This is a genomic window from Pigmentiphaga sp. (assembly GCF_033795525.1).
GTDB lineage: Bacteria > Pseudomonadota > Gammaproteobacteria > Burkholderiales > Burkholderiaceae_B > Pigmentiphaga.
On sequence record NZ_JARYGM010000006.1, the window covers coordinates 88,152 to 110,413 of the forward strand.

Annotated in this window: 24 protein-coding genes; 17 read left to right on the forward strand and 7 right to left on the reverse strand. The window is 65.0% G+C overall.

Annotated features, from left to right (window positions below):
* Positions 1-15: 15 nt before the first annotated feature.
* Positions 16-1,662 carry a DEAD/DEAH box helicase gene (locus tag QHC78_RS15490; protein WP_319746089.1) on the reverse strand — a complete coding sequence of 549 codons (1,647 nt, stop codon included), beginning with the start codon at positions 1,660-1,662 and terminating at the stop codon, positions 16-18.
* 145 nt (positions 1,663-1,807) lie between these two features.
* On the opposite strand from QHC78_RS15490, the gene dapF reads away from it, so the two are divergent.
* From dapF to xerC, 3 genes are read left to right on the forward strand one after another with little or no spacing between them, the layout of a single operon-like run.
* The gene (gene dapF, locus QHC78_RS15495) at positions 1,808-2,683 is read left to right on the forward strand and encodes a diaminopimelate epimerase (protein ID WP_319746092.1); all 876 of its coding nucleotides are present in this window, start codon (positions 1,808-1,810) and stop codon (positions 2,681-2,683) included.
* Between the two features lie 57 nt (positions 2,684-2,740).
* The gene (locus tag QHC78_RS15500) at positions 2,741-3,409 is read left to right on the forward strand and encodes a DUF484 family protein (RefSeq protein WP_319746094.1); all 669 of its coding nucleotides are present in this window, start codon (positions 2,741-2,743) and stop codon (positions 3,407-3,409) included.
* A 10-nt stretch (positions 3,410-3,419) separates the two neighbouring features.
* Positions 3,420-4,436: a tyrosine recombinase XerC gene (gene xerC, locus QHC78_RS15505; protein WP_319746096.1), complete on the forward strand. Its 1,017-nt coding sequence runs from the start codon at positions 3,420-3,422 to the stop codon at positions 4,434-4,436.
* Between the two features lie 106 nt (positions 4,437-4,542).
* Here xerC and QHC78_RS15510 read toward each other — a convergent pair whose 3' ends face one another.
* Entirely contained in the window at positions 4,543-5,424 is an 882-nt protein-coding gene (locus tag QHC78_RS15510; protein ID WP_319746098.1) for a LysR family transcriptional regulator, read from the reverse strand.
* Between the two features lie 125 nt (positions 5,425-5,549).
* Here QHC78_RS15510 and QHC78_RS15515 point away from each other — a divergent pair, with 125 nt between their 5' ends.
* From QHC78_RS15515 to hslU, 11 genes are all read left to right on the forward strand, one after another.
* On the forward strand, positions 5,550-6,542 hold the full coding sequence (locus QHC78_RS15515; protein ID WP_319746100.1) for an ABC transporter substrate-binding protein: 993 nt from the start codon (positions 5,550-5,552) through the stop codon (positions 6,540-6,542).
* A 3-nt stretch (positions 6,543-6,545) separates the two neighbouring features.
* Positions 6,546-7,334: an ABC transporter ATP-binding protein gene (locus QHC78_RS15520; RefSeq protein WP_319746102.1), complete on the forward strand. Its 789-nt coding sequence runs from the start codon at positions 6,546-6,548 to the stop codon at positions 7,332-7,334.
* Complete coding sequence (locus QHC78_RS15525; RefSeq protein ID WP_319746104.1) at positions 7,331-8,131, forward strand: ABC transporter permease; 801 nt, start codon at positions 7,331-7,333, stop codon at positions 8,129-8,131. The genes QHC78_RS15520 and QHC78_RS15525 overlap by 4 nt, the downstream gene beginning before the upstream one ends.
* A complete protein-coding gene (locus QHC78_RS15530; RefSeq protein ID WP_319746106.1) occupies positions 8,128-8,898 on the forward strand; it encodes an ABC transporter permease in 771 nt (256 codons plus the stop codon). The genes QHC78_RS15525 and QHC78_RS15530 overlap by 4 nt, the downstream gene beginning before the upstream one ends.
* A gap of 4 nt (positions 8,899-8,902) precedes the next feature.
* Positions 8,903-9,640, forward strand: coding sequence for a class II aldolase/adducin family protein (locus QHC78_RS15535; RefSeq protein WP_319746107.1), 738 nt, complete (start codon positions 8,903-8,905; stop codon positions 9,638-9,640).
* 113 nt (positions 9,641-9,753) lie between these two features.
* Positions 9,754-10,947 (forward strand): class I SAM-dependent rRNA methyltransferase, encoded by a 1,194-nt coding sequence (locus QHC78_RS15540; RefSeq protein ID WP_319746108.1) that lies wholly within the window; start codon positions 9,754-9,756, stop codon positions 10,945-10,947.
* A 224-nt stretch (positions 10,948-11,171) separates the two neighbouring features.
* Positions 11,172-11,660, forward strand: a complete 489-nt coding sequence (locus tag QHC78_RS15545) for a Fur family transcriptional regulator (protein ID WP_319746109.1) — start codon at positions 11,172-11,174, stop codon at positions 11,658-11,660.
* 34 nt (positions 11,661-11,694) lie between these two features.
* On the forward strand, positions 11,695-12,825 hold the full coding sequence (locus QHC78_RS15550) for a CobW family GTP-binding protein (protein ID WP_319746110.1): 1,131 nt from the start codon (positions 11,695-11,697) through the stop codon (positions 12,823-12,825).
* Between the two features lie 231 nt (positions 12,826-13,056).
* Positions 13,057-13,482, forward strand: coding sequence for an RNA polymerase-binding protein DksA (gene dksA, locus QHC78_RS15555; RefSeq protein WP_413816472.1), 426 nt, complete (start codon positions 13,057-13,059; stop codon positions 13,480-13,482).
* A gap of 262 nt (positions 13,483-13,744) precedes the next feature.
* Entirely contained in the window at positions 13,745-14,281 is a 537-nt protein-coding gene (gene hslV, locus QHC78_RS15560) for an ATP-dependent protease subunit HslV (RefSeq protein WP_319746113.1), read from the forward strand.
* Positions 14,282-14,286: 5 nt separating this feature from the next.
* The gene (gene hslU, locus QHC78_RS15565) at positions 14,287-15,603 is read left to right on the forward strand and encodes an ATP-dependent protease ATPase subunit HslU (protein ID WP_319746179.1); all 1,317 of its coding nucleotides are present in this window, start codon (positions 14,287-14,289) and stop codon (positions 15,601-15,603) included.
* An 18-nt stretch (positions 15,604-15,621) separates the two neighbouring features.
* Here hslU and QHC78_RS15570 read toward each other — a convergent pair whose 3' ends face one another.
* From QHC78_RS15570 to cueR, 3 genes are read right to left on the reverse strand one after another with little or no spacing between them, the layout of a single operon-like run.
* Positions 15,622-15,915, reverse strand: coding sequence for a copper-binding protein (locus QHC78_RS15570; protein WP_319746115.1), 294 nt, complete (start codon positions 15,913-15,915; stop codon positions 15,622-15,624).
* Positions 15,916-15,927: 12 nt separating this feature from the next.
* On the reverse strand, positions 15,928-16,398 hold the full coding sequence (locus QHC78_RS15575) for a DUF411 domain-containing protein (RefSeq protein ID WP_319746117.1): 471 nt from the start codon (positions 16,396-16,398) through the stop codon (positions 15,928-15,930).
* Positions 16,395-16,844 carry a Cu(I)-responsive transcriptional regulator gene (gene cueR / locus QHC78_RS15580; protein ID WP_319746181.1) on the reverse strand — a complete coding sequence of 150 codons (450 nt, stop codon included), beginning with the start codon at positions 16,842-16,844 and terminating at the stop codon, positions 16,395-16,397. Before cueR ends, QHC78_RS15575 begins: the two co-directional genes overlap by 4 nt.
* A 411-nt stretch (positions 16,845-17,255) precedes the next feature.
* Between cueR and argB the strand changes: the two genes are divergently transcribed.
* The 3 genes from argB (at position 17,256) to slmA (ending at position 19,836) form a co-directional block, all read left to right on the forward strand.
* Positions 17,256-18,188, forward strand: a complete 933-nt coding sequence (gene argB, locus QHC78_RS15585; RefSeq protein ID WP_319746119.1) for an acetylglutamate kinase — start codon at positions 17,256-17,258, stop codon at positions 18,186-18,188.
* A 238-nt stretch (positions 18,189-18,426) separates the two neighbouring features.
* Positions 18,427-19,182 carry a pyrimidine 5'-nucleotidase gene (locus QHC78_RS15590; RefSeq protein ID WP_319746182.1) on the forward strand — a complete coding sequence of 252 codons (756 nt, stop codon included), beginning with the start codon at positions 18,427-18,429 and terminating at the stop codon, positions 19,180-19,182.
* Between the two features lie 75 nt (positions 19,183-19,257).
* Entirely contained in the window at positions 19,258-19,836 is a 579-nt protein-coding gene (gene slmA, locus QHC78_RS15595; RefSeq protein ID WP_319746121.1) for a nucleoid occlusion factor SlmA, read from the forward strand.
* A gap of 32 nt (positions 19,837-19,868) precedes the next feature.
* On the opposite strand, the gene QHC78_RS15600 is transcribed toward slmA, so the two are convergent.
* Together QHC78_RS15600 and QHC78_RS15605 are read right to left on the reverse strand one after the other, a co-directional pair.
* Positions 19,869-20,630 carry a HesA/MoeB/ThiF family protein gene (locus QHC78_RS15600; protein WP_319746123.1) on the reverse strand — a complete coding sequence of 254 codons (762 nt, stop codon included), beginning with the start codon at positions 20,628-20,630 and terminating at the stop codon, positions 19,869-19,871.
* The gene (locus tag QHC78_RS15605) at positions 20,627-22,138 is read right to left on the reverse strand and encodes a S41 family peptidase (protein WP_319746125.1); all 1,512 of its coding nucleotides are present in this window, start codon (positions 22,136-22,138) and stop codon (positions 20,627-20,629) included. Before QHC78_RS15605 ends, QHC78_RS15600 begins: the two co-directional genes overlap by 4 nt.
* Positions 22,139-22,262 lie beyond the last annotated feature (124 nt).

Below are 22,262 nucleotides of genomic sequence, written 5' to 3' on the forward strand. Positions count from 1 at the left end.
GTCTCGTGGCGCAGTCTAGCGGCCGTCTTCCAGTATGGCTTGCAGGCCATGCTCCATCGCGTGGCGCGACACCACCAGTTCGAGCCGCAGCATGGCCCGCGTCGCGCCGACGAAGAGCTTGCGCGCCGTTTTCTCGTCGAGCTGGTCGAAGTCGATCTCGGTCAGGACCACGGCGGGCGCGGCCTGTCCCTTGAAGCGGTAGACCGATTCCATCAGCACTTCGCCCGCCGAGAACTCCGGTTTGCCGAACAAGTCGTAGCGGCCGGTGAACGTGCGCATGGAATGCGGTCCCAGCTGCGCCTGGCCGAGCAGGACCGAGCTATCCCGGCCGCGGAAGCTGATCACCGCGATGTCGGCGCGCTTGAAGCCCGCCGCCAGGCACTGCGAGATGGCCTTCTTGGTGTGGGCCAGCAGTTCCGCTTCGTCGTTGTAGACCAGCACCGACAGGCCACCTGTAGCGATGGGGCCGCGCGGCTCGATGTGCAGGTCGTCGGGCACCAGCCTGTCCAGCAGTTTCACGATGCTGCGCGGGCTGCGGTAATTGCTTTGCGCCCGCAGCGTCACCCATCCGGGCAGCTCGACGGCCGGCTTGCCATACAGGTTCTGCATGGGATCTTCGAGCCAGATCATCCGTGCATGGTCGCGGGCATGGCGCAAGACCTGGTCCCGCCATTCGTCGGAAAAATCCTGGCCCTCGTCGACGATGATGGTATCGAAGCGCAGGTGGTCGGGCACGGCCTCCCGCGCCGCCCGCCCCACGAGACGGGCGAAGGCGTCGGGCGCCGAGAAATCGACCGGCTGGCCGGCTGCATGAAGGACCTTGTCGCACAGGGTATGAAAGGTACAGGCCAGGCCGCCTTCGGGAGCGATGCTGTTGAAGTGGTCCGCCAGGGGACGGTTGAAGCAGACGTAGAGCGGCCGCCGGCCGGCGTCGATAGCGGCCCGGTATTCCGCAAGGGCGAGCTGGGTCTTGCCTGATCCTGCCGTGCCGATGACGCGCAGGCGGAATGGTTCGAAGTCCAGCCGGCGTGCCCAATGGGCAAGACCGCCGGAGATGCGCGTCACCAGGGCTCGCGCCTGCCCCACCAGGGCGTTGGCGTCGGGCTCGAGCTGGATGATGTCGTCCAGGAAGCGCTTCACGGTCGCCGCTGCCGGCGTGGACGGCGCTGGCGGCAGCGCCAGCTGGATGACGGCGCATAGCCGGTCTCGTTCGGACGCATCGACGATGCGCTCGGGGGCCAGCCCGGCGGTTTCGGGGTGTCGTACCGTGTAGTCGGGGCAGTAGAGCAGGTATTCGACGCGGATGGCATCCAGGTGCGGGCGACGTGCCAGCCGTGCGCGCAGTACCGCCAGCTGGCGGGCGATCTGCACCGGCACGTTGGTGCTGTGGCTGGGGTATTTCTTGCACAGGCCTTCCGGCGTTTCCTCCAGAAAGCCGCTGAGCTGTTCGATCAGCAGCAGGTCGCCGGCCGCATTGACGATGGCGAAGTCGATGTCGCCGTAAACGGAAAAGCCCTGTTCCACGTTGGTCCAGTGGACCGCGTGGTAGACGGTATAGGAGTCGGGCAGGCCGCGTTCGAGTACCGCCAAGGTTTCGATCTCGCGGCGGGCGGCGCCCGTGGCGCTGATTTCGCGCCAGCCGTCGGGGATGATGCGTGCCATGGGAATATCCAGAAAACCGGCGAGCCCTCAGGATACCAAGGCAGCGAGGCATCGACGCTTGCCGGTCCGGTGGCACCGGTTTCCTGCCGCGGCGTCCGGGCAGCGGCCGGAAAGGCGGCCGCGGCTGCCCGGCTATAATCTTCCAATGAACTGGCACTTCACCAAAATGCACGGCGCGGGCAACGATTTCGTGGTCCTCGACGGCGTGCGCCAAGATATCCGGCTCACCCCCGAGCGGGCGCGCAAGCTCGCCCATCGCCAGTTCGGTATCGGGGCCGATCAAATCCTGCTGGTCGAGCGACCCACGCGGTCCGACGCCGATTTCCGCTATCGCATCTTCAATGCCGATGGCGGCGAAGTCGAGCACTGCGGCAACGGCGCCCGCTGTTTCGTGCGCTTCGTACACGAACAGGGGCTCACCGACCGCAATCCCGTGCGCGCCGAGATTTGCACCGGCATCATCGTCCTGAACGAACAAGAGGATGGCGAGGTCAGCGTCGACATGGGACGGACGAGTTTCGATCCGGCCGCCGTGCCGTTCGATCCCGCCGGCCTCGCGCCTCGCCGCGAAGGCGAAGACAGCCTGTGGCCGCTGGATGTCTCGGCGCCCGGCGAGCCGGAACGCATCGTCTGGGTATCCGTGGTTGGCATTTCCAATCCGCATGCGGTGCAGGTGGTCGACGATGTCGACGCCGCGCCGGTGGCCAGCGTGGGGCCGCGGGTCGAGAGCCACCCGCGCTTTCCCCGCCGCGTCAATGCCGGTTTCATGCAAATCGTCGACCGGCACAATATCCGCCTGCGCGTCTACGAGCGCGGCGCCGGGGAAACGCTGGCCTGCGGGACCGGCGCATGCGCGGCGGTGGCCGCCGGCATACGCCGGGGGCTGCTCGATTCCCCGGTCCGCGTCCAGACCCGGGGAGGCGTATTGACCATCGCATGGGACGGCGAGCAGTTGCTGATGACCGGTCCTGCCGTTACCGTATTCGAAGGTACGGTCGACGTCGATCGCCTGCTGGGCTGAACGCGCCGCCGGCCTGTCCCCAGGCACCAACCACGCAATGAGGAAATCCGCAAGCACATGGACGCTAACGAAGTCGCGCAATACCTGAAGGAAAACACTGATTTTTTCGAGCGGCACGCCGAGCTGTTCGTGTCCATGAAGGTGCCGCATCCCCATGAGGGCAAGGCGGTGTCCCTGGCCGAGCGCCAAGTGCTGGCCCTGCGCGACCGGGTACGCGGCATGGAGCTGCGGGTCGCCGAACTGGTGCGGGCCGCGTCCGAGAACGAGCACATCTCCGACCGGCTCCTGCTCTGGAGCCGCAGCCTGCTCAAAGAGCGCGACCCGCAGGCGCTGCCTGCCGCGGTGACGCAAGGGCTGGCCGAGATTTTCAGCGTGCCCGACGTGGCGCTGCGCATCTGGGCCGATACCGCGCAGGGCGACGACCAGGCGCCGTGGCGCGGAGAGGTCTCCGCGGACGGACGTACCTTCGCCAATGGCCTGATGTCGCCCTATTGCGGTCCCAATTCGGGCTTCGAAGCGGCCAGCTGGGTGGAAGGCGAGGCCCGGTCGCTGGCTTTGATCCCGCTGCGCGTCGGCATCGCGCCCGAGGCATTCGGCCTGCTGGTGCTGGCCTCGCCCGACGCCGAACGCTTTACACCTTCCATGGGTACGGCTTTCCTGTCGCGTATCGGCGAGCTGGCCAGCGCGTCGTTGTCGCGCCTGCTGGCCGAGGCTCCTCAGGCCTGAAGGTGCCGCCATGGCCGCCGATCTCCACGCCGCGCCGGAGGGACTTCCCCGGGCGGCGGCGTTGCCGGCGCCCATGCTGGAGTGGCTCCAGCACCTGAACTCGGGCCGTCGTTATTCCGCCCACACGCTGGCGGCCTACCGACGCGACCTGGCCCACTTGATCGAACTCGCCGACGGCCTGCCTATCGATCGCATATCGCAGGGCCACGTCCGGCGCTATCTGGGATTGCTGCATGGGCAGGGCATGAGTCCGCGCAGCCTCGCCCGCCTATTGGCGAGCTGGCGCGGCTTCTACCAATGGTGGGCGCCGCAAGCGGGCATGCCCGGCAATCCGGCCGCGGGTGTGCGCGGACCCAAAGCCCCCCGCGGTCTGCCGAAGGCGCTGTCGGTCGAACAGGCTCAGGCCTTGCTGGATCATGCCCCGCCGGTGGCGGAAGTGTCCGGACAGAGCGCCGAGCAGCGGCGCGCCATCGCGCTGCGCGACACGGCCATGTTCGAGTTGTTCTATTCCAGCGGACTGCGGCTGTCTGAACTGGTCAGTCTCGACGTGGCGTACGTGCGCGAAGCCGGCTATGAGTCCTCCAGCTGGCTGGATCTGGCCGAGGCCGAGGTCAGCGTGCTGGGCAAGGGGAACAAGCGCCGGACCGTGCCGGTCGGCAGCCAGGCCTGCGAGGCGCTGCGCGCATGGCTGGCCGCCAGGCCAGTGCTGTTGGCCGGCCGCGATGGAGCCGATAAGCACGCGCTTTTTCTCGGTTTGCGCGGACGCCGCATTTCCGCCCGGGTGGTACAGGCGCAGCTCGCCAAGCGCGGGCAGGCCGCCGACGTACCTACCCACGTGCATCCGCACGTACTCCGGCACAGCTTCGCCAGCCATGTATTGCAATCCGCCGAGGATTTGCGCGCGGTCCAGGAAATGCTCGGCCACGCCAGCATTTCCACAACCCAGATCTATACCCGGCTCGATTTCCAGCATCTGGCCAAGGTCTACGATAAGGCGCATCCGCGGGCCGGGCGCAGCAAGAAATAGCGGCGGTTCTTAATAAATAGTAAATAGCGGCGGCTCTTAATATAAAGAGTGGCGCCTCTTTCTTCGCCGGCGCTTCCTTCGTTCTTATCGCGCCCGGCCCCCGCTTTCAGTGCCCGGCAGCCAGCTCGCGCGCCAGTTCCACGAACATCCTGACCACCGGCGAATCGTCGTCGCGGCGCCATACCGTTCCCACGGTGGACCGCGGCGAATCGCGCAGCGGGCGGTAGACGACGTTGCGAGGCCGAGTCCATTTCATGGATTCGGGTACGAGCGCAATGCCCAGGTTCTCGCCCACGAGTCCCAGTGCCGTATTGAGATTGCAAGAAACCTCGATCACCTGGGCTTCGAACCCGGCACGGCGGCACGTGGCCTCGATCGATTCGAATAGCCGAGCCGACGTGCGGCTGGCTTTCAGGAAGGTCTCGGTACGCAGATCGCCCAGGCCGAGCTGCTTGCGGCGGGCCAGGCGGTGGCCGGTCGGCAGCGCCACCATCAGCGCCTCGTCGTACAGGGGGTGGGCGCGCAACCGGGATTCGTCCACCGGCAGCCGCATGATGCCAAGGTCGATCATGCCGCGCGCCAGGGCATCGAGTTGTGGATCGGCAGCCATCTCGATCAGGCGCAAAGTGATTTTGGGATAGCGTTCCCGAAATCGGCGCACGATAGTGGGCAGCAAGGTCTGCGTGGTGGAAAAGCTGCATGCGACGTTCAGCTTTCCTTCCTCCCCGCTGGCGATGCGCCGTGCCCGCTCGCACATGTCGCCCAGCGTCGCCAGCCAGGGCAGGAGGTGTTCGTACAAATCGCGGCCTGCCGCGGTCAGCGTGACCACCCGCTTGGTCCTATGGAACAGTTCGGCGCCGATTTCCGCTTCGAGCGCCTTGATCTGTTGGCTGAGCGGCGGCTGCGACATGTTGAGCCGCGCCGCGGCCCGGCTGAAGTGCAGCTCTTCGGCGACGACCGCGAAATAGCGCAGCTGGCGAAGTTCCATAATATCCAAAACGTCTTAATCGACCGATAAAACCATATTAGACAACGGCTGCGGGCTGCAACAGAATGCCGTCTTTTGCCACTGGACCGTCCCTTTGGGGAAGGCTTGCCTGATTGGAGAAACGCATGCTGGAAAGAATCTTCTACGCGGCACGCCGTCGCCTGGCCCTGTTCGCGTTGCTCGGCGGCGCCCTGGCGTGCGGCGCTGTCGCGGCTCAGCCCACGACGCTGCGCCTGGGTACGGGGGGCGCTGCCGAGGAGCAGCTGTGGCTGCTGCAGGCCAAGCCCGATGTCGGGACCGCCCAGGGCAAGCACTATACGCTGGACGTGACGCGCTTTGCGGGAGCCGAGAAGCGGTTCCAGGCGCTCGAGGCCAGCGCGCTGGATGTCGCGACCGCGAGCGCCAATTCGGCCATGCTGGCCGCGTCCGAAGGCGCTGATTTCCGTATCATCGCCTCGCTGTCGCGGGAAAGCTTGCAAGGTTTTGCGACTAAGTACTTCGTCAAGCAGGATTCGCCCATCAAGACCGTCCAGGACCTGAAGGGCAAGACCATCGGCATTAATGCGCTGAACAGCTCCACGCACCTGTGGGCCCGGATGGTCCTGGAAAAGAACGGCCTCAATCCCGATCGCGACGTGACCTTCACGCCCGTCAGCTTTCCCGCGCAGGGCGAAGCGCTTCGGTCGGGCAAGATAGATATCGGCGCGTTTCCGCAGCCCTTCGCGACCGCCGAGGAAAAGCGCGGCGGCGTGCGGCAATTGTTCACCTCCAAGGACGGCGTACCGTTCGACGAGGAACTGATGGTGTTGATCGCCTCGCCCGATGCATTGAAGTCCAAGGGCGATGCCATCAAGGGCTTGCTGGGCGACCTGGTTGCCTCGACCCGCTACTACATCCAGCATCCTCAGGACGCGCGCAAGGAGCTGATTTCCGCCAAGCTGGTGCGCATCTCGCCCGATATCTACCTGCCCATGTCCGATTACTACCGCGATCCTTCGGCGCGGGTCGACGTCGGCGCCTTGCGCGACATGCAGAAGATCCTCGTCGAGAAGGGCTTCCAGCGCAAGGCCGTCGATGTAGAAAAACTGGTGGACCTCTCGTACTTGCCCGGGAAGTGATCGATGTCGATTTTGAAGGCGGCAGGCGTCGTCAAGGCCTTTCGCACGCCGGCGGGCGAGATCCGTGCGCTGGACGGTTTTGACCTGGAGGTAAACGAGGGGGAGTTTCTTGCCATCCTCGGACCTTCGGGTTGCGGCAAAAGTACCTTTCTTCACATAGTCGGCGGCTTCGAACCGCTCAACGCGGGCCAGATCCTGGTGGACGGCAAGGTCGTGAACCGACCGGGCCGCGACCGCGGCATGATGTTCCAGGGATACTCCCTGTTTCCCTGGGCCACCGTCGCGGAGAACATCGCCTGGCCGATGCGCGTGGGCGGCGTGGACGAAGCGACCCGCGCGCAGCGCGTGAAGGAGCTGCTGTCCATGGTCGGGCTGCCCGCCGGCGGCGATCTCTATCCTGGCCAGCTCAGCGGCGGCATGAAGCAGCGGGTGGCGCTGGCGCGCATGCTGGCGCTCGAGCCCCGCGTCATGCTGATGGACGAGCCCTTCGGCGCACTGGACGCGCAGAACCGGGAGCTGCTGCAGGAAGAACTGGGCAAGATCTGGGCGCGCTACCGCCGCACCGTCATGTTCGTCACGCACGATATCGACGAAGCGGTGGCGCTGGCCACCCGTATCGTCGTGTTCACGACGCGGCCGGGCCGCATCAAGCTCGACGTGCGAGTCGACCGCGGCGACCTCGATTATGTGGCGTTCAGGAAGTCGCAGCAGTTCTTCGAGCTGCGCACCCGACTGTGGGAAGCGTTGCGCGAGGAAGTGCTCAAGGCGAGGCAGGAGGACGCCGGCGCATGAAGCGGCGTGCACAAGGCGGCCTTGGATCCGCACTCCTGTGGTGGGCGGGCCGCGCCGCGGTTCCGGTGCTGGTGTTGCTGCTCTGGCAATGGCTGGGCGCTTCGCTGCGGCTGCCCCACTATCTCTCGTATCCGGGCGAAATCGCGCAGGCCGCGGCCGAGCTCGCGGGCGACGGCGAATTGTGGGTACACCTGCGCGATACCCTGCTGCGCCTGGTGTGCGGCTTTGCGCTGGGCTCGGCTATCGGCGTGGCCGCCGGGCTGGTCGCCGGGACGTCCCGAGGCGCGCGGGGGTTTCTCGATCCGCTGGTGGCCTTCGTCAATCCGGTACCCAAGATAGCCTTCCTGCCCATCGTGCTGCTGTTGTTCGGCTTGAGCAGCAGCGCGCAGATCGCCATCGTGGCCTTCAGCGTTTCCTTTCCCGTGTTTCTTGGCACCCAGCAGGCTGTCCTGATGGTGGACCGCCACTTGATATGGGTGGCCCGCAACTTCGAAATGTCCTCGCCCGCCTTGTTGTTCCGTGTGGTGTTGCCTGCCGCGCTGCCGGGCGTGTTCGCCGGCTTGCGCGTGGGTCTCGCGCTCAGTTTCGTGGTGCTGTTCGCGGCCGAGCTGATCGGCGCCAAGACCGGCCTGAGCCGCCTGATCGTCGAGGGCGAAGAATGGATACGCTATGACATCATGCTGGTCGGCATCGTCGGCTATGCGATATTGGGCTTCATCGCAGACAGGTTGCTGCTGCAGGTCCGCAAGCGCGTGCTGAAGGGTTCGCTGGTGGGTACCCAGGAGGCGGATCAATGAACATCCTCAAGCGGTCCTTGCGCTCCGCGGCAAGCTGGTACTCGGTGCCCCTGGCGTTCGTGGTCTGGCAACTGGTCGCGATGTCCGGCGTCGTCTCGCCGCGGGTCCTGCCTTCGCTGGACCTGGTACTGACGGCGCTGGTCCAGGATGTGCTGTCGGGCGACCTGCTCTATCACGCCGGCATCACCATCTACCGCGTGTTGATCGGTTTTGCCATCGGTTCGGCGGCGGGGGTGCTGATAGGCTTTGTGCTCGCGCGGCTGCGCTGGTTCGAGTTCCTGTTCGAGCCGGTCTTCTTCGCCGGCTACCCCGTTCCCAAGATCGCGCTGTTTCCGATTTTCACGTTCATCTTCGGCATCGGAACCCCATCCAAGATTGCCTTTGCCGCGCTCGAATGCCTGTATCCGGTCGTGGTCGCCACCCACCTGGCGACCCGGGGGACCGCGCGCGAGATCGTCTGGGCCGGCCAGAACATGGGCCTGCGCGGCTGGACGCTGCTGCGCCACGTGCTGATTCCCGCGGCGCTCCCCGGCATCATGGGCGGATTGCGGATCGCGCTGCCGATCGGAATCACCGTAGTGGTCGTGACCGAGATGATCGGCGACACGCACGGCCTGGGCTTCTATGTCGGTTATGCCGGGACGTCCTTCCGTTCCGACAAACTGTACGCAGGCATCGTAATGATAGGCCTGGTCGGGCTGGCGCTGGACCTGCTGCAGACAGCAGTGCGGCGCCGGATCCTGCGCTGGGCCGATTTACAGAAGTGACATTATGGATCCCGAACTCGAAGCATTGTTGAACAAATTGGCCGTGGGCAGCCGCATCCTCGAGCTGGAGGGACACGGCGACATGTCGCTGGGGCATGTCTCCCTGCGGGATCCGCAAGGGCGCGGTTTCTGGATGAAGCGCAACCGGGTCGGCCTGGGTGAAATCATCGACGCCCGCGACTTCGTGCTGGTGGACTTCGACGGCAACAAGCTCGCCGGCGAAGGCGGCCGCCATTCGGAATGGCCCATTCATTCCGAGATATTGCGCGAGCGCGCCGACGTGCAGGTGGTGGCGCATACCCATGCCAGATATGCGAGCATCCTGTCGGCGATCGACGGCCCGATACTGCCCTTCACGCTGGACGCCGACTATTTCCACGAGATTCCCCGCCACCAGGACGAGGTAGCCCTGGTAACCACGAAAGAGGAGGGCCGAGCCCTCGCGCACAGCCTCGGCTCCGCCTTTGCGGTGTTGATGGCCAACCATGGCGTGACGTTCTGCGGCACGTCCATCGAGCATGCCGTATGCGTGGGCGTCTTCCTGGAGCGCGCCGCGCGCATCCATGTCGAGGCCAGCGCGGTCGGGGGCAGGGCAAGCATGCCGGGGCCGGCGATTCGCGCGCGGCGCAATGCGCAGATCATGACGCCGGTGCATATCGAGCATTCCTGGAACTACTTCACGCGCAAGCTGGAATGGTTCATGGCGACCCGCGCTGCCGGGCAGTCCGTGCTGTTCGTCTAGGGACCGCAGCCCCGGGCAGCATTTGCGGCCCGCGGCTTTTCTTCATAGACTCTCGGATTCGCAAAACGCACCAGAGAGCCGGCGGACCCGCCCGCGTCCAGGCCAAGGACGTCATGAACGATGTAGTACTGAAGCCCGGCAAGGAAAAGTCCCTGCTGCGGCGCCACCCCTGGGTCTACGCAACCGCGGTCGCACAGGCGGTAGGCAGGCCGCTGGCCGGCGATACCGTCCGGGTGGTCGATAGCCAGGGCAACTTTCTAGCGTGGGGCGCCTATAGCCCCGAATCCCAGATAAGGGTGCGGTGCTGGAGTTTCCACGAAAGCGATCGCATCGATACCGGCTGGATGGCGGCGCGCGTCGCCGACGCCGTGTCCCGCCGTGCCAGCCTGGCCGCCCGCACCGATGCTGTCCGGCTGGTGTTTGGGGAAGCCGATGCGCTGCCGGGGTTCGTGGCTGACCGCTATGCCGGCCAGCTGGTGGTCCAGTTTCTGGCCGCCGGGGTCGAGCGCTGGCGCGAAGCCCTGGTCGACGCGCTGGTCGCCGCCACGGGCTGCGGCAATGTCTACGAACGCTCCGATGCCGCCGCTCGCGAACGCGAAGGCTTGGCTGCGCGTACCGGCGTGCTGCGCGGCGACGAGCCCCCTGCCGAAGTCGAGATCATCGAGGACGGCGTCCGCTATGGGGTGGATGTGATCCACGGCCACAAGACCGGTTTCTACCTCGACCAGCGCGAGAGCCGCAAGCGCGTGGCCGAACTTGCCGCGCTGTGCGGGCCGGACGCTACTATCCTGAATTGCTTTTCGTATACGGGCGGGTTTTCGCTCGCCGCCTTGCGCGCCGGGGCCGCGCACGCCGTGTCGGTCGACTCCTCGGCCGACGCGCTGGCGATGGCCGCCCGCAATGCCGCCCGCAACGGCTTGGCTGCGACCGCCTTCGAATGCCGGGTCTCGAAGGTGGCCGACGCCCAGAAGGCGCTGGCCGCCGAGGGGCGGCTGTTCGATATCGTGGTGCTGGACCCGCCCAAGTTCGCGCCGTCGGCGCACCATGTAGACAAGGCGGCGCGGGCCTACAAGGACGTGAACCTCAAGGGTATGAAGCTGGTCAAGCCCGGCGGCTACCTGCTGACCTTTTCGTGTTCGGGTGCCATCGGCGTGGACTTGTTCCAGAAGATCGTCGCGGGAGCTGCCATCGATTCCCGCGAGGATTTCGTGCTGCTGGAGCGCCTGGCGGCCGGAATAGACCATCCCATGCGTATGACCCACCCGGAGGGCGAATACCTCAAGGGGCTGCTTCTGCAGCGGGTATAGCGGGCCGTATCGCCTACAAAGGGTTACCAAACCCCGTCCGGGCCTTGAATTCCCCCAAATTGGGCCCATATGACACGTTTGCCGAAGGCAATTCGTGTTACACCGTCCGGTGTTTTTTTGCCGGCTTCAGGGCCACCGGGGGTAAGCCCGGGTTTGCCCCGGGGAAGCGGCTTGTGCTGTAATCCGGCCCCGCTCGTCCGGCCGGACGCAAGAAGGAGTGACGCGTGGAGGATTTGGCCCGCGAGGCGATACGCGCCCAGGGAGCGCGAGTCACCGCCACCCGGGTGCATGTGTTGGCAACCCTGATGGAGGCGGCGAGCGCGTTGTCGCACCAGGAGTTGTTCGACCGCATCGGATCGTCGTTCTCCGTCGATCGGGTCACCGTGTACCGGGTGCTGGAGTGGCTGGTACAGACGGGGCTGGCGCACCGCATCGCCGGGGAAGACCGGGTGTGGCGTTTCAGTGTCGCCCGGTCCGGCGACGATGCCGGCTCTCACGATGCGCATCACCACAATGGCGATCCGCATGGGCATTTTCAGTGCGATGTCTGCCGCCGCATGTTTTGCATCGACGCGCCGGTCGGCATCCAGCAGAATCTCGATCGCCTGCCCGAGGGGTTCGAGGGGCGCGATGTGGAAATGGTTGTGCGCGGGCGCTGTCCCGCCTGCGTTCGCTCCGGCCGGCAGGCCGACACGCGGCGCAAAACGCATTGACGCGTCCAAGACGCATGTGCAAGGAGTTGTATAGATGAAGGCTGCGGATACCACACCGAAGCAGATTCCGGTAACTGTCCTGACGGGGTTCCTGGGCGCGGGCAAGACCACGCTCCTCAACCGTATCCTCAACGAGTACCATGGTCGCCGGATCGCGGTCATCGAGAACGAGTTCGGGCCGGAAGGCGTGGACAACGACTTGTTGATCCAGGATCGCGACGAACAAATCGTCGAGATGAACAACGGCTGCGTGTGCTGCACGGTACGCGGCGACCTGGTCCGCATCCTGATCGACCTCAAGGACAAGCGCCGTGCCGGCGCGCTCAATTTCGAACGCGTCATTATCGAAACCACCGGGATGGCCAACCCCGGCCCAGTGTGCCAGACCTTCTTCATGGAAGACGAAGTCGCCAGCTTTTTCAAGCTGGACGCCGTCATTACAGTCGTGGACGCCAAGCATGGCATGCAGACGCTGGACGAGCAGCCCGAAGCGCTCAACCAGGTCGGTTTTGCGGACCGCATCCTGGTATCCAAGGTCGACCTCGTTACCGACGCCGAGTACCAGTCGCTGCGGTCGCGGCTGGTGCACATCAACCCGCGCGCCCCGGTCACGCCCGTCAACTTCGGCGAGGTCGACCTCAAAGAAATCCTGGACATCAATGGCTTCAACCTGAACGCCATCCTGGACATCGATCCGGAATTCCTGGCTGAAGAGCATCCCGATGCGGCGGCCCACAAGCATGATCATGATCACGAACACCATGATCACGGTCATGGCCACGAACATGGCGAGCATTGCGAGGCCGAGGGGTGCACCGACCCCAGCCATCACCATGGCCACGGTCATCATCACCACCATCACGACGACGCGATCGGGGCATTCGTCTTCAAGTCGGACAAGCCGTTCGATCCCATGCGTCTGGAGGAATTCCTCGGGGGGGTGGTGCAGGTGTACGGAACCGATTTATTGAGGTACAAGGGTATTCTGTACATGAGTGGCGTCAACCGCCGAATGTTGTTCCAGGGCGTACACATGCTCATGGGGGCCGATGCCGGCCGGGCGTGGGCGCCGGGGGAAAAGCGCGGCAGCAAGCTGGTCTTCATCGGCCGCAACCTGCCCCGCGACGTGTTCATGCACGGTCTGGAGCAATGCCTGGCCAGTTAACCCCCCTACGCGCATGCGCGCGCCTCCCGGGGGGCGGCACTGGCGGACCGGCGAAGGCGGACCCGCGTTGCCCTGGGAAGAGAAGGCTCGCTTTTTGCGAGACTTGATCGTGGGTTGATGGGTGCTGTGGAACATCGGCTAGGAATTATGATTCGCGCGGAGCATTTCATGGCAACGAAAGCGTCAAGCAAAACCTTAAGAGTCACTCAGGAGGACGCGTTGGAAAACGTGATGACCAAGCCGGCCGGGGCCGTGCTCTCTGAACAAGAGTTGTTGGCCATGCCCGAGGCCGACTATATGAACGAAGCCCAGCTCGCCTTTTTCAAGAGCCGGCTTCAGGAAATCGAACGCGAGCTCCTGCAGAATGCCGGCGAGACCACCGAGCATCTGCGCGAGACGCCCTTCGTGCCCGATCCTGCCGACCGGGCCACGATCGAGGAAGAGCACGCGCTGGAATTGCGGACGCGCGACCGCGAGCGCAAGCTGCTCAAGAAGGTCCAGCAGGCCCTGGCCCGCATCGAGTCGGGAGAGTACGGCTGGTGCGAGGAAACCGGTGAACCCATCGGCATCGCGCGCCTGCTGGCACGGCCCACGGCGACCTTGTCGCTGGAAGCGCAGCAACGGCGCGAGCTGAGGCAGAAGCTCTACGGCGACTGAAGCGCCAGGCTCACCGAACGGCGGCGCCTGCGGGCGCCGTTTTTTTTGGAGGGGGGTCGAAGGCCTGCCGCGCGGTGTCGACGGCCTGCCATTTTCTCCCCCTGCCCCTTGAAGAGGGGACGTCCAGCCCCCACTATTCCAAGAATCGTCTCCCGCTCCCCGCCTGGCAAATCGTTGCGGGCCAGTGGAACCGGCCCTGCCGGTGCGGCAGCGCGGCCCCCGGCGGGCGTCCGCCGGTGGGCGAGTCTTATCAGGAAAGCACATGGAACAGTTTCACGGCACGACCATCATCAGCGTGCGCCGCGGCAACCGGGTCGCCCTGGGGGGCGATGGCCAGGTCACCCTCGGCAATATCGTCATGAAGGGAAGCGCGCGCAAGGTGCGTCGCCTCTACAAGGATTCGGTCCTCGCCGGTTTTGCCGGCGCCACGGCCGATGCGTTTACGCTGATCGAACGTTTCGAGGGCAAGCTCGAGAAGCACCAGGGGCATTTGCTGCGCGCGGCGGTGGATCTCACGCGCGACTGGCGCACCGACCGCGTGCTGCGCCGGCTCGAAGCCATGCTGATCGTGGCCGACCGCGAGTCGACGCTGGTCCTGACCGGCAACGGCGACGTGCTTGAACCCGAGCATGGCCTGGCCGCCATCGGTTCGGGCGGCGCCTATGCCCAGGCCGCGGGGCTCGCGCTGCTGCAGAACACCGACATGGCCCCCGAAGACATCGTCAGGAAGTCGCTCTCGATCGCGGGCGATCTTTGTATCTATACCAACCAGCATCACACCGTCGAGGTGTTGGAATGAACATGATGACACCGGGTGAAATCGTCTCCGAACTGGACAAATACATCGTCGGCCAGGACCGGGCCAAGCGTTCCGTGGCGATTGCGCTGCGCAATCGCTGGCGCCGGCAGCAGGTGCCCGATCCTCTGCGCCAGGAAATCCATCCCAAGAACATTCTCATGATCGGCCCCACCGGTGTCGGCAAGACCGAAATCGCGCGCCGTCTGGCCAAGCTGGCAGACGCGCCGTTCGTAAAGGTCGAGGCCACCAAGTTCACCGAGGTCGGATACGTGGGCCGCGACGTCGACACCATCATCCGCGACCTGGCCGAAGTGGCGGTCAAGCAGGTGCGCGAGGCCGAGATGCGGCGCGTGCGCACGCAGGCCGAGGACGCCGCCGAAGACCGCATCCTCGACGTCCTGGTCCCGCCGGCGCGCGATGCCATGGGCAATCCGCAGCGTGAAGACAACGCTGCCCGCCAGACCTTCCGCAAGCGGCTGCGCGAAGGGCAGCTCGACGACAAGGAAATCGAGATCGAGGTGGCCCAGCCCGTGCCGCAGATGGAGATCATGTCGCCGCCCGGCATGGAAGAGATGACCGAGCAGATCCGCGGCATGTTCGCCGGGCTGGCCCAGGGCAAGAAGAAAACGCGCAAGCTGCGCGTCAAGGAAGCATTCAAACTGCTGGTGGACGAGGAAGCCGGCCGCCGCGTCAACGAAGAAGAGCTGCGGGCCAAGGCGCTGGCCAACCTCGAGCAGAACGGCATCGTCTTCCTCGACGAGGTCGACAAGATCGCGACCCGGCAGGAAGTGGGCGGCTCGGACGTCTCGCGCCAAGGGGTGCAACGCGACCTGCTGCCGCTGGTCGAGGGCACGACCGTCAACACCAAGTACGGCATGGTTCGCACGGACCACATTCTCTTCATCGCTTCCGGCGCGTTCCACCTGTCGCGGCCTTCCGACCTGATTCCCGAGTTGCAGGGGCGCTTTCCGATACGGGTCGAGCTGGAGTCGCTTTCCGCCAAGGACTTCGTCCGCATCCTGTCGGATACCGACGCCTCGCTGATCAAGCAGTACACCGCGCTGCTCGAAACCGAGGGCGTGAAGCTGGAGTTCACCGACGACGGTATCGAGCGCTTGGCGGAACTGGCCTTCGCCGTGAACGAGAAGACCGAGAACATCGGCGCGCGCCGGCTTTATACCGTCATGGAAAAGCTGCTGGAAGAGCTGTCGTTCGACGCCTCCCGCCGCAGCGGAGACGTGGTACGCATCGACGCCGAGTATGTGAACAAGCAGCTCGAAGAGGCCGCGGCGCACCAGGATCTGGCGCGCTACGTGCTGTAAGGCCGCGGGGGCGCGGCGCTATTTCGGCTGTATTGCCGTTACCGTGTACTGGCCGCCGACCCGGGCGGCGGCGAAGCGTACGGTGTCCCCTGGCTTGACCTGGCCCAGCATGGCCGGGTCGGCTACCTTGAACACCAGCGTCATGGCGGGCAGGTCGAGGTTGGGGATGGGCCCGTGCTTGAGCGTGATCTTGCCGTTGGCAGTATCGATGCGGCGCACCTCGCCTTCGGCGTTGAGCGCCTGCGCAAGCGCGGCGCCCACGGTCAGCGCGAGTCCGGCTACCGTGGCGGTCAGGGCGAGTAGACGTTTCACTGCATTCTCCTTCTAGCGATAAGCGCGATAGACGCTGGAGCGGCCGTCGGCCGTCACCAGCAGCACATCGTAAGGGTCTTTGTGGCCGCCGGCTTCCATGCCCGGCGAACCGACCGGCATGCCGGGCACTGCAAGCCCGATGGCGCGCGGCCTTTCAACCAGCAGGCGCTTGATGTCGGCTGCGGGAACGTGTCCCTCGACCGCGTAACCATCCACGATGGCGGTGTGGCACGAACCGTAGGTGTCCGGCATGCGCAGCTTGGCGCGCCAGCTCGACGTATCGGCCACATTGATTGCCTCGACCGGGAAACCGGCCTGCTCGAGGTGGCTGATCCAGGCCTTGCAGCAGCCGCAGAATTCAGTCTTGTACACGGTGATGCGAGGCAGCGCATCCGGTCTTGCCGCGGCGAAAGCGGGCAGGGCCAGTCCGGTCAACGCCAGCAGGCTCCGGCGCCGCAGGTTGGGTGGGGTCGTGGTCTTCATGATTGATGGACGTTCGGCGTTAGATGGGATGAGGGATGCACGCTCCTGCCTCCCAGGCCGGGCGTCGCCAGGCCGGTAAGGATGGGGCAGTCGGGCCGGTGATCGCCGTGGCAGTGCGAAGCCAACTGTTCCAGCGTGGCCTTCATGGCCTGCAGTCCCCGTATCTTTTCCTCCAGCTCGGCGATGTGCGCGCAAGCGAGTCGCTTTACCTCCGAGCTGGGACGGCTGCGATCGTTCCACAGTTCCAGCAATGTGGCGATCTGCGGGATGGAGAAACCCAGGTCGCGAGCGTTGCGGATGAACTGCAGCCTGTGCACGTCGCTTTCGCCATATAGCCGGTAGCCCGCGTCGGTGCGATGGGCAGGCGGAATCAATCCTATCGATTCGTAGTGCCGGATCATCTTGGCCGATACGCCGGACGCATCGGCGGCCTGTCCGATGTTCAGTGGCTGCATGGGCTTCTCCTGCTGCGCCTTGTTCCTACGTCATTGTAGGCCTTGACATCATGTCAAGGCGGACGGCCCGTTTTTCAAGCGCGTGTCCGCCGGCCGAGTGGATAAATCTGTGGGCAAGGATGTGGATACCCAGGGGACAAGCCTGTGGAGAAGCGGTGGACATCCCTGTGGGCAAGCTGTGGGAACGTTGTGGACGGTGCGGGGATATCGTGTGGAAAACCCCGTGATAGGCAGTGGAAAAACTGTGTACAAGCGTGTGGGCAAGGGTGTGCGCAGCATGTGGGCAAGCCGTGGACAGCCGGTGGGCAAGCCTGGGGACAACGCAAGGCAGTCCATCTGGGAAGCCGCGTCGCACAGTCGCTACAATTGAGGCTGTTTGTCCATTTTTTCGGGCGCGCCGCCATGACCGACATCACTCAAGCCGAAGCTTCTTCTTCCGATCAGCAGGGGCCGCTGGCCACTCTCACGCCGCGGATCAAGGCCGGCGTGCTGGCAGAGGCTTTGCCGTATATCCGCCGTTTCCATGGCAAGACCATCGTGGTCAAGTACGGCGGCAACGCCATGACGGAAGAGCGCCTGCAGCGCAGCTTCGCGCACGACGTCGTGCTGCTCAAGCTGGTGGGGCTGAATCCCATCGTGGTCCATGGCGGCGGTCCGCAGATCGACGACGCGCTCAAGCGCGTGGGCAAGCAGGGCTCCTTCGTGCAGGGCATGCGCGTGACCGATGCCGAAACCATGGAAGTGGTGGAGTGGGTGCTGGGCGGCCAAGTGCAGCAGGACATCGTGATGATGATCAACGAGTTCGGCGGCAAGGCGGTCGGCCTGACAGGCAAGGACGGCGGACTCATCCGCGCCCGCAAGATGCTGATGCCCGACAAGAACAATCCCGGCGCCAGCCTGGACCTCGGCTTCGTCGGCGAGATCGCCTCGATCGACCCCTCGGTGGTCAAGGCGCTCCAGGACGACCAGTTCATTCCCGTGATTTCGCCTATCGGCTTCGGCGAGGACGGCATGGCCTACAACATCAACGCCGATCTCGTGGCGGGCAAGGTGGCCGAAGTGCTGCGCGCCGAAAAGCTGATCATGATGACCAATACCCCGGGCGTCCTCGACAAGAACGGCAACCTGCTTACCGGCCTGACCGCCGCCAAGATCGACGAGCTGTTCGCCGACGGCACTATCTCGGGCGGCATGTTGCCCAAGATCTCGTCGGCGCTCGAGGCCGCCAAGAGCGGCGTCAATTCCGTGCACATCGTCGATGGCCGCGTCGAGCACTGCCTGCTGCTGGAAATCCTGACCGCCCAGGGCGTGGGCACGATGATCCGCTCGCACTGATGGCCTGCCCCTACGCGCTGACGCGCGCCCCCCAGGGGGCGATGCGGGTGGACCGGCGCAGCCGGGTCCACCGCATCCCGGACCGCGACATCGTGGTTCGGGCCGTCTCGTCTACGGTGTTCCTTGGGCGCGGCCAGGGGCCGTCCGGGGGCACGTATTTTTTTGGTGCCTAGAGGATTCGATGGCACGTACGCTTTATGTCAGTGAGGTGGCGGCGGCGGTGACGGGGGTGCCGTCGCTGGCGCAGCGGCGGCAGATACGGCGGCCCCTGAGCCGGGTGCGGGCGACGCGCAGGCCCTTGCCGGCGGCGGGCCGATCGGAGCCCGTATGGTTTTTCGACCTCGACAATACGCTGCACGACGCGTCGCACGCGATTTTCTCGCACATCGACCTGTCCATGACCCAAGCGGTCATGGAGACCCTGGACGTGTCCGAAGAAGAGGCCCACGAGCTGCGCAAGCGCTACTGGCAGCGCTACGGGGCGACGCTGATCGGCATGGTCAAGCACCATGGCGTGTCCCCGTCCGAGTTCCTGCATCGCAGCCACAGTTTCGACATCCGGCCGCTCGTGCGGGCCGACAAGGACCTGCGTAACCGATTGTCACGCCTCCCCGGCCGCAAGATCCTACTGACAAATGCGCCACACAATTACGCGCGCACGATTCTCAGCCACCTGGGCATTCTTCATTGCTTCGACAGCCTTTGGGCCGTCGAGGACATGTACTTCCACGGCGATTTCAAGGTCAAGCCCTCTCCCTCGCTACTACGTCACGTAATGGCCATGGAAGGAGTGAGCGCTCACAGATCCGTGCTCGTCGAAGACACTTCGGCCAATCTGCGGGGTGCACGAAAGGTCGGCATGCGCACGGTATACGTGCGGCATACGGGTACTCCCTTTGCAAAGTCACACCGGGGGCGTCCGCTTTTTATCGACCTTCAAGTAAACTCGGTCAGTCACTTGTTGTTACAGCGTCGCTCTCTGCGTCGCGGTTGACCGTCCGCCGGGCGGCAGCCCGAGGGAGCGGCTCTTTTCGGGATTCGTCCCCTTTGCAAGGAATTCAACCGCCACATGGCTGCTAGCAAGTCGGGTGAACGCAAGACCCAGATCCTCCAGATGCTCGCCGAAATGCTCGAGCATCCGAAGGGCGAACGTATCACCACGGCGGCGCTGGCCGCCCGTCTCCAGGTTTCCGAAGCCGCGCTCTACCGGCATTTCGCCAGCAAGGCGCAGATGTTCGAGGGCTTGATCGAGTTCATCGAGAATTCGGTGTTCGGTCTGTTCAACGTCATTTCCGAATCGGAAACCAGCGGCCTGATACAGGCCCGCAAGGCCATCCTGATGCTGCTCACCTTCGCCGAGCGCAACAAGGGCATGACGCGGGTATTGATCGGTGACGCACTGGTATCCGAGGACGAACGTCTGCAGGAGCGCATGAACCAGTTCATCGACCGCATCGAAGCATCGCTGCGGCAGTGCCTGCGCAACGCGCTGGCGTTGAACGAACTGCCACCTACCGACGACATCCACGCACGCGCCAGCCTCATCCTGCACTTCATCCTGGGGCGCTGGCAGCGCTATGCCAAGAGCGGCTGGAAAAAATCGCCGTCGGAATTCATCGACGTGCAGATCCAGATCATGCTCGCCTGAACCAGGCGGCATGGCGGCCACCTACGCCGCGGTCAAGCGCCGGGCCGGTGTCCGCCGCACACCGGGCAGCCGGCATCGCGGCCCACGCGCACTTCGTGCCATTTCATGGCCAGCGCGTCCAGCATCAGGAGCCGGCCCGACAGGCTGGTGCCCACTCCGGCCAGCAGCTTGATGGCTTCGGCGGCTTCGGTCGCGCCCACGATGCCGACCAGCGGTGCGAATACGCCCATGGTGGCGCAATTGACTTCGTCCACGTCTTCGCCGTCGGGAAACAGGCAGTGATAGCAGGGCGCGTCATCCTGGCGCAAGTCAAAGACGCTGACCTGGCCATCGAACCGGATCGCGGCGCCGGAGACGAGCGGCTTGCGGTGCCTGACGCACGCGCGGTTGATGGCATGCCGGGTCGCGAAGTTGTCCGTGCAGTCGAGCACCACGTCGGCTGCCGCTACCTGGCTGTCCAGGGCGTCGCCCATGAGCCGTTCGGTCAGTGCCTGGACCGCGATTTCCGGATTGATCGCGCCCAGCGTCTGCTTGCCGGACTCTGCCTTGTAGCGGCCGACGCGGTCGGTGGTATGGAGAATCTGGCGCTGCAGGTTGGTCAGGTCTACCGTGTCGTTGTCGGCCAGCACCAGGCTGCCGACGCCGGCGGAGGCAAGGTAGAACGCCGCCGGCGAGCCCAGCCCGCCCGCGCCTACGATCAGGGCGCGGGCGTCGAGGAGGCTTTGCTGCCCTTCGATGCCGATTTCGTCGAGCAGCACATGGCGCGAGTAGCGCAGTAACTGCTCGTCGTTCACTTGGCGGGCGCGGGCACGGGTTGCTCGGGCGGTGCCGGCGGGGTGGCCGGCTGTTCGTCCTTGGTGCCTTCCTTGGCCTTTTCCGCCGGCGTCTTGTTGCGTTCGGCAACCTCGGCGGCGTCCTTGGCGACTTCCTCGGCCTTGGCCAGCTGGACGGGCCGGCCCGCCAGCAGGTTCAGCGCCTGGGCAAGCTGGAAGTCGTCCGTGCTGCCGAACTCGATAGGCTTGATTTCCTTGCGTTCGGCGGCCTTGGCCGGGTCATGCGCCCCCGACTTGATTTCACCGTTCGGGTCCTTGTCGTTGAGCAGGTGCTTGGCCAGGTCGGCCTCGCGCGGCCGGTCGAACAGGTCGCCTTCGGGTGTGTCGGTCACCGGATAGTCCGGCACGATGCCCTTGGCCTGGATCGAGCGTCCGCTGGGCGTGTAGTAGCGCGAGGTGGTCAGCTTGATGGCCGAGTCCCGAGAGATGGGCAGGATGACCTGGACCGAGCCCTTGCCGAAGGTCTGGGCGCCAAGCACTTTCGCACGCTTCTGGTCCTGGAGGGCGCCCGCCACGATTTCGGAGGCCGAGGCCGAACCGGCGTTGACCAGCACCACCATGGGCACCGTCTTGGTCCACGAAGGCAGGCGCTTGATGTAGTCGTCGCTGCTGCGCAGGTAGTCGGCCGGCACCGTCAGGTACTTGCGCTTGGCATCGGGCGTGCGGCCGTCGGTCGAGACCACCAGCGTATTCTGCGGCAGGAAGGCCGCCGAGACCGCGATGGCGCTATGCAGCAGGCCGCCCGGATCGTTGCGCAGGTCGAGCACCAGTGCCTTGGGCGCGCCGCTCTTGGCCAGCCGCTCCAGGTGGGTCGCCAGATCGGCGCCGGTCTGTTCCTGGAACTGGGCGATCCGCACATAGGCCGTGTTGTCGTCCAGCATCTTGCTGCGGACGCTCTGCACCTTGATGATGTCGCGGACGATGGTCACGACGATGGGTTGCGCCTCGTTCTTGCGGATCAGGGTCAGCGTGATCGAGGTCTTGGGCTTGCCCCGCATCAGCTTGACGGCGTCATTGAGCAGCAGGCCCTTGGTGGACTTGTCATCGATTCTGATGATCAGGTCGCCCGCCTTCACGCCCGCCCGCGCGGCCGGGGTGTCCTCGATGGGCGAGATGACTTTGACGAACCCGTCCTCGGTGCCGACCTCGATGCCCAGGCCGCCGAATTCGCCCTGGGTGGCGGTCTGCATCTCGCGGTAGGCCTCGGCGTCGAGATAGGCCGAATGCGGATCGAGATCGGACAGCATGCCGGCGATCGCGCCGTCGATGAGTTTTTTGTCCTCGACCGGCTCGACGTAGTTGCTCTTGATGGTCGCGAAGACATTCGAGAACTGGCGGATTTCCTCGAGCGGCAGGGGACCGCGGGTTTCCCGCTGAGCGACGGCGGTGATGCCGACGCTGATCAGCACCCCGGCGACGATGCCCAGGCTGATCAGGCCGATACTGCGAAATTTACTCTTGCTGCCCATGTATTCCTCCGGGCCCTGGCAGGGTGGTGGCTGTTTGACACCCTGGAGGCCGCTCGGGTTCTCGATATATCGAATTGATGAATGATGACGCGGATAGGTCGCGCCGGGTGATCAGGATATCCGT

What these genes read in the sequence shown, in the direction of transcription:
- QHC78_RS15535 (WP_319746107.1), top strand. Translation starts at nt 8,903, where the DNA reads ATGGATCCCGAACTCGAAGCATTGTTGAACAAATTGGCCGTGGGCAGC.
- QHC78_RS15605 (WP_319746125.1), bottom strand. Translation starts at nt 22,138, where the DNA reads ATGGGCAGCAAGAGTAAATTTCGCAGTATCGGCCTGATCAGCCTGGGC.
- QHC78_RS15520 (WP_319746102.1), top strand. Translation starts at nt 6,546, where the DNA reads ATGTCGATTTTGAAGGCGGCAGGCGTCGTCAAGGCCTTTCGCACGCCG.
- dapF (WP_319746092.1), top strand. Translation starts at nt 1,808, where the DNA reads ATGAACTGGCACTTCACCAAAATGCACGGCGCGGGCAACGATTTCGTG.
- argB (WP_319746119.1), top strand. Translation starts at nt 17,256, where the DNA reads ATGACCGACATCACTCAAGCCGAAGCTTCTTCTTCCGATCAGCAGGGG.
- hslU (WP_319746179.1), top strand. Translation starts at nt 14,287, where the DNA reads ATGACACCGGGTGAAATCGTCTCCGAACTGGACAAATACATCGTCGGC.
- QHC78_RS15575 (WP_319746117.1), bottom strand. Translation starts at nt 16,398, where the DNA reads ATGAAGACCACGACCCCACCCAACCTGCGGCGCCGGAGCCTGCTGGCG.
- QHC78_RS15525 (WP_319746104.1), top strand. Translation starts at nt 7,331, where the DNA reads ATGAAGCGGCGTGCACAAGGCGGCCTTGGATCCGCACTCCTGTGGTGG.
- slmA (WP_319746121.1), top strand. Translation starts at nt 19,258, where the DNA reads ATGGCTGCTAGCAAGTCGGGTGAACGCAAGACCCAGATCCTCCAGATG.
- QHC78_RS15500 (WP_319746094.1), top strand. Translation starts at nt 2,741, where the DNA reads ATGGACGCTAACGAAGTCGCGCAATACCTGAAGGAAAACACTGATTTT.
- QHC78_RS15550 (WP_319746110.1), top strand. Translation starts at nt 11,695, where the DNA reads ATGAAGGCTGCGGATACCACACCGAAGCAGATTCCGGTAACTGTCCTG.
- xerC (WP_319746096.1), top strand. Translation starts at nt 3,420, where the DNA reads ATGGCCGCCGATCTCCACGCCGCGCCGGAGGGACTTCCCCGGGCGGCG.
- QHC78_RS15510 (WP_319746098.1), bottom strand. Translation starts at nt 5,424, where the DNA reads ATGGAACTTCGCCAGCTGCGCTATTTCGCGGTCGTCGCCGAAGAGCTG.
- QHC78_RS15530 (WP_319746106.1), top strand. Translation starts at nt 8,128, where the DNA reads ATGAACATCCTCAAGCGGTCCTTGCGCTCCGCGGCAAGCTGGTACTCG.
- dksA (WP_413816472.1), top strand. Translation starts at nt 13,057, where the DNA reads ATGACCAAGCCGGCCGGGGCCGTGCTCTCTGAACAAGAGTTGTTGGCC.
- hslV (WP_319746113.1), top strand. Translation starts at nt 13,745, where the DNA reads ATGGAACAGTTTCACGGCACGACCATCATCAGCGTGCGCCGCGGCAAC.
- QHC78_RS15515 (WP_319746100.1), top strand. Translation starts at nt 5,550, where the DNA reads ATGCTGGAAAGAATCTTCTACGCGGCACGCCGTCGCCTGGCCCTGTTC.
- QHC78_RS15490 (WP_319746089.1), bottom strand. Translation starts at nt 1,662, where the DNA reads ATGGCACGCATCATCCCCGACGGCTGGCGCGAAATCAGCGCCACGGGC.
- QHC78_RS15540 (WP_319746108.1), top strand. Translation starts at nt 9,754, where the DNA reads ATGAACGATGTAGTACTGAAGCCCGGCAAGGAAAAGTCCCTGCTGCGG.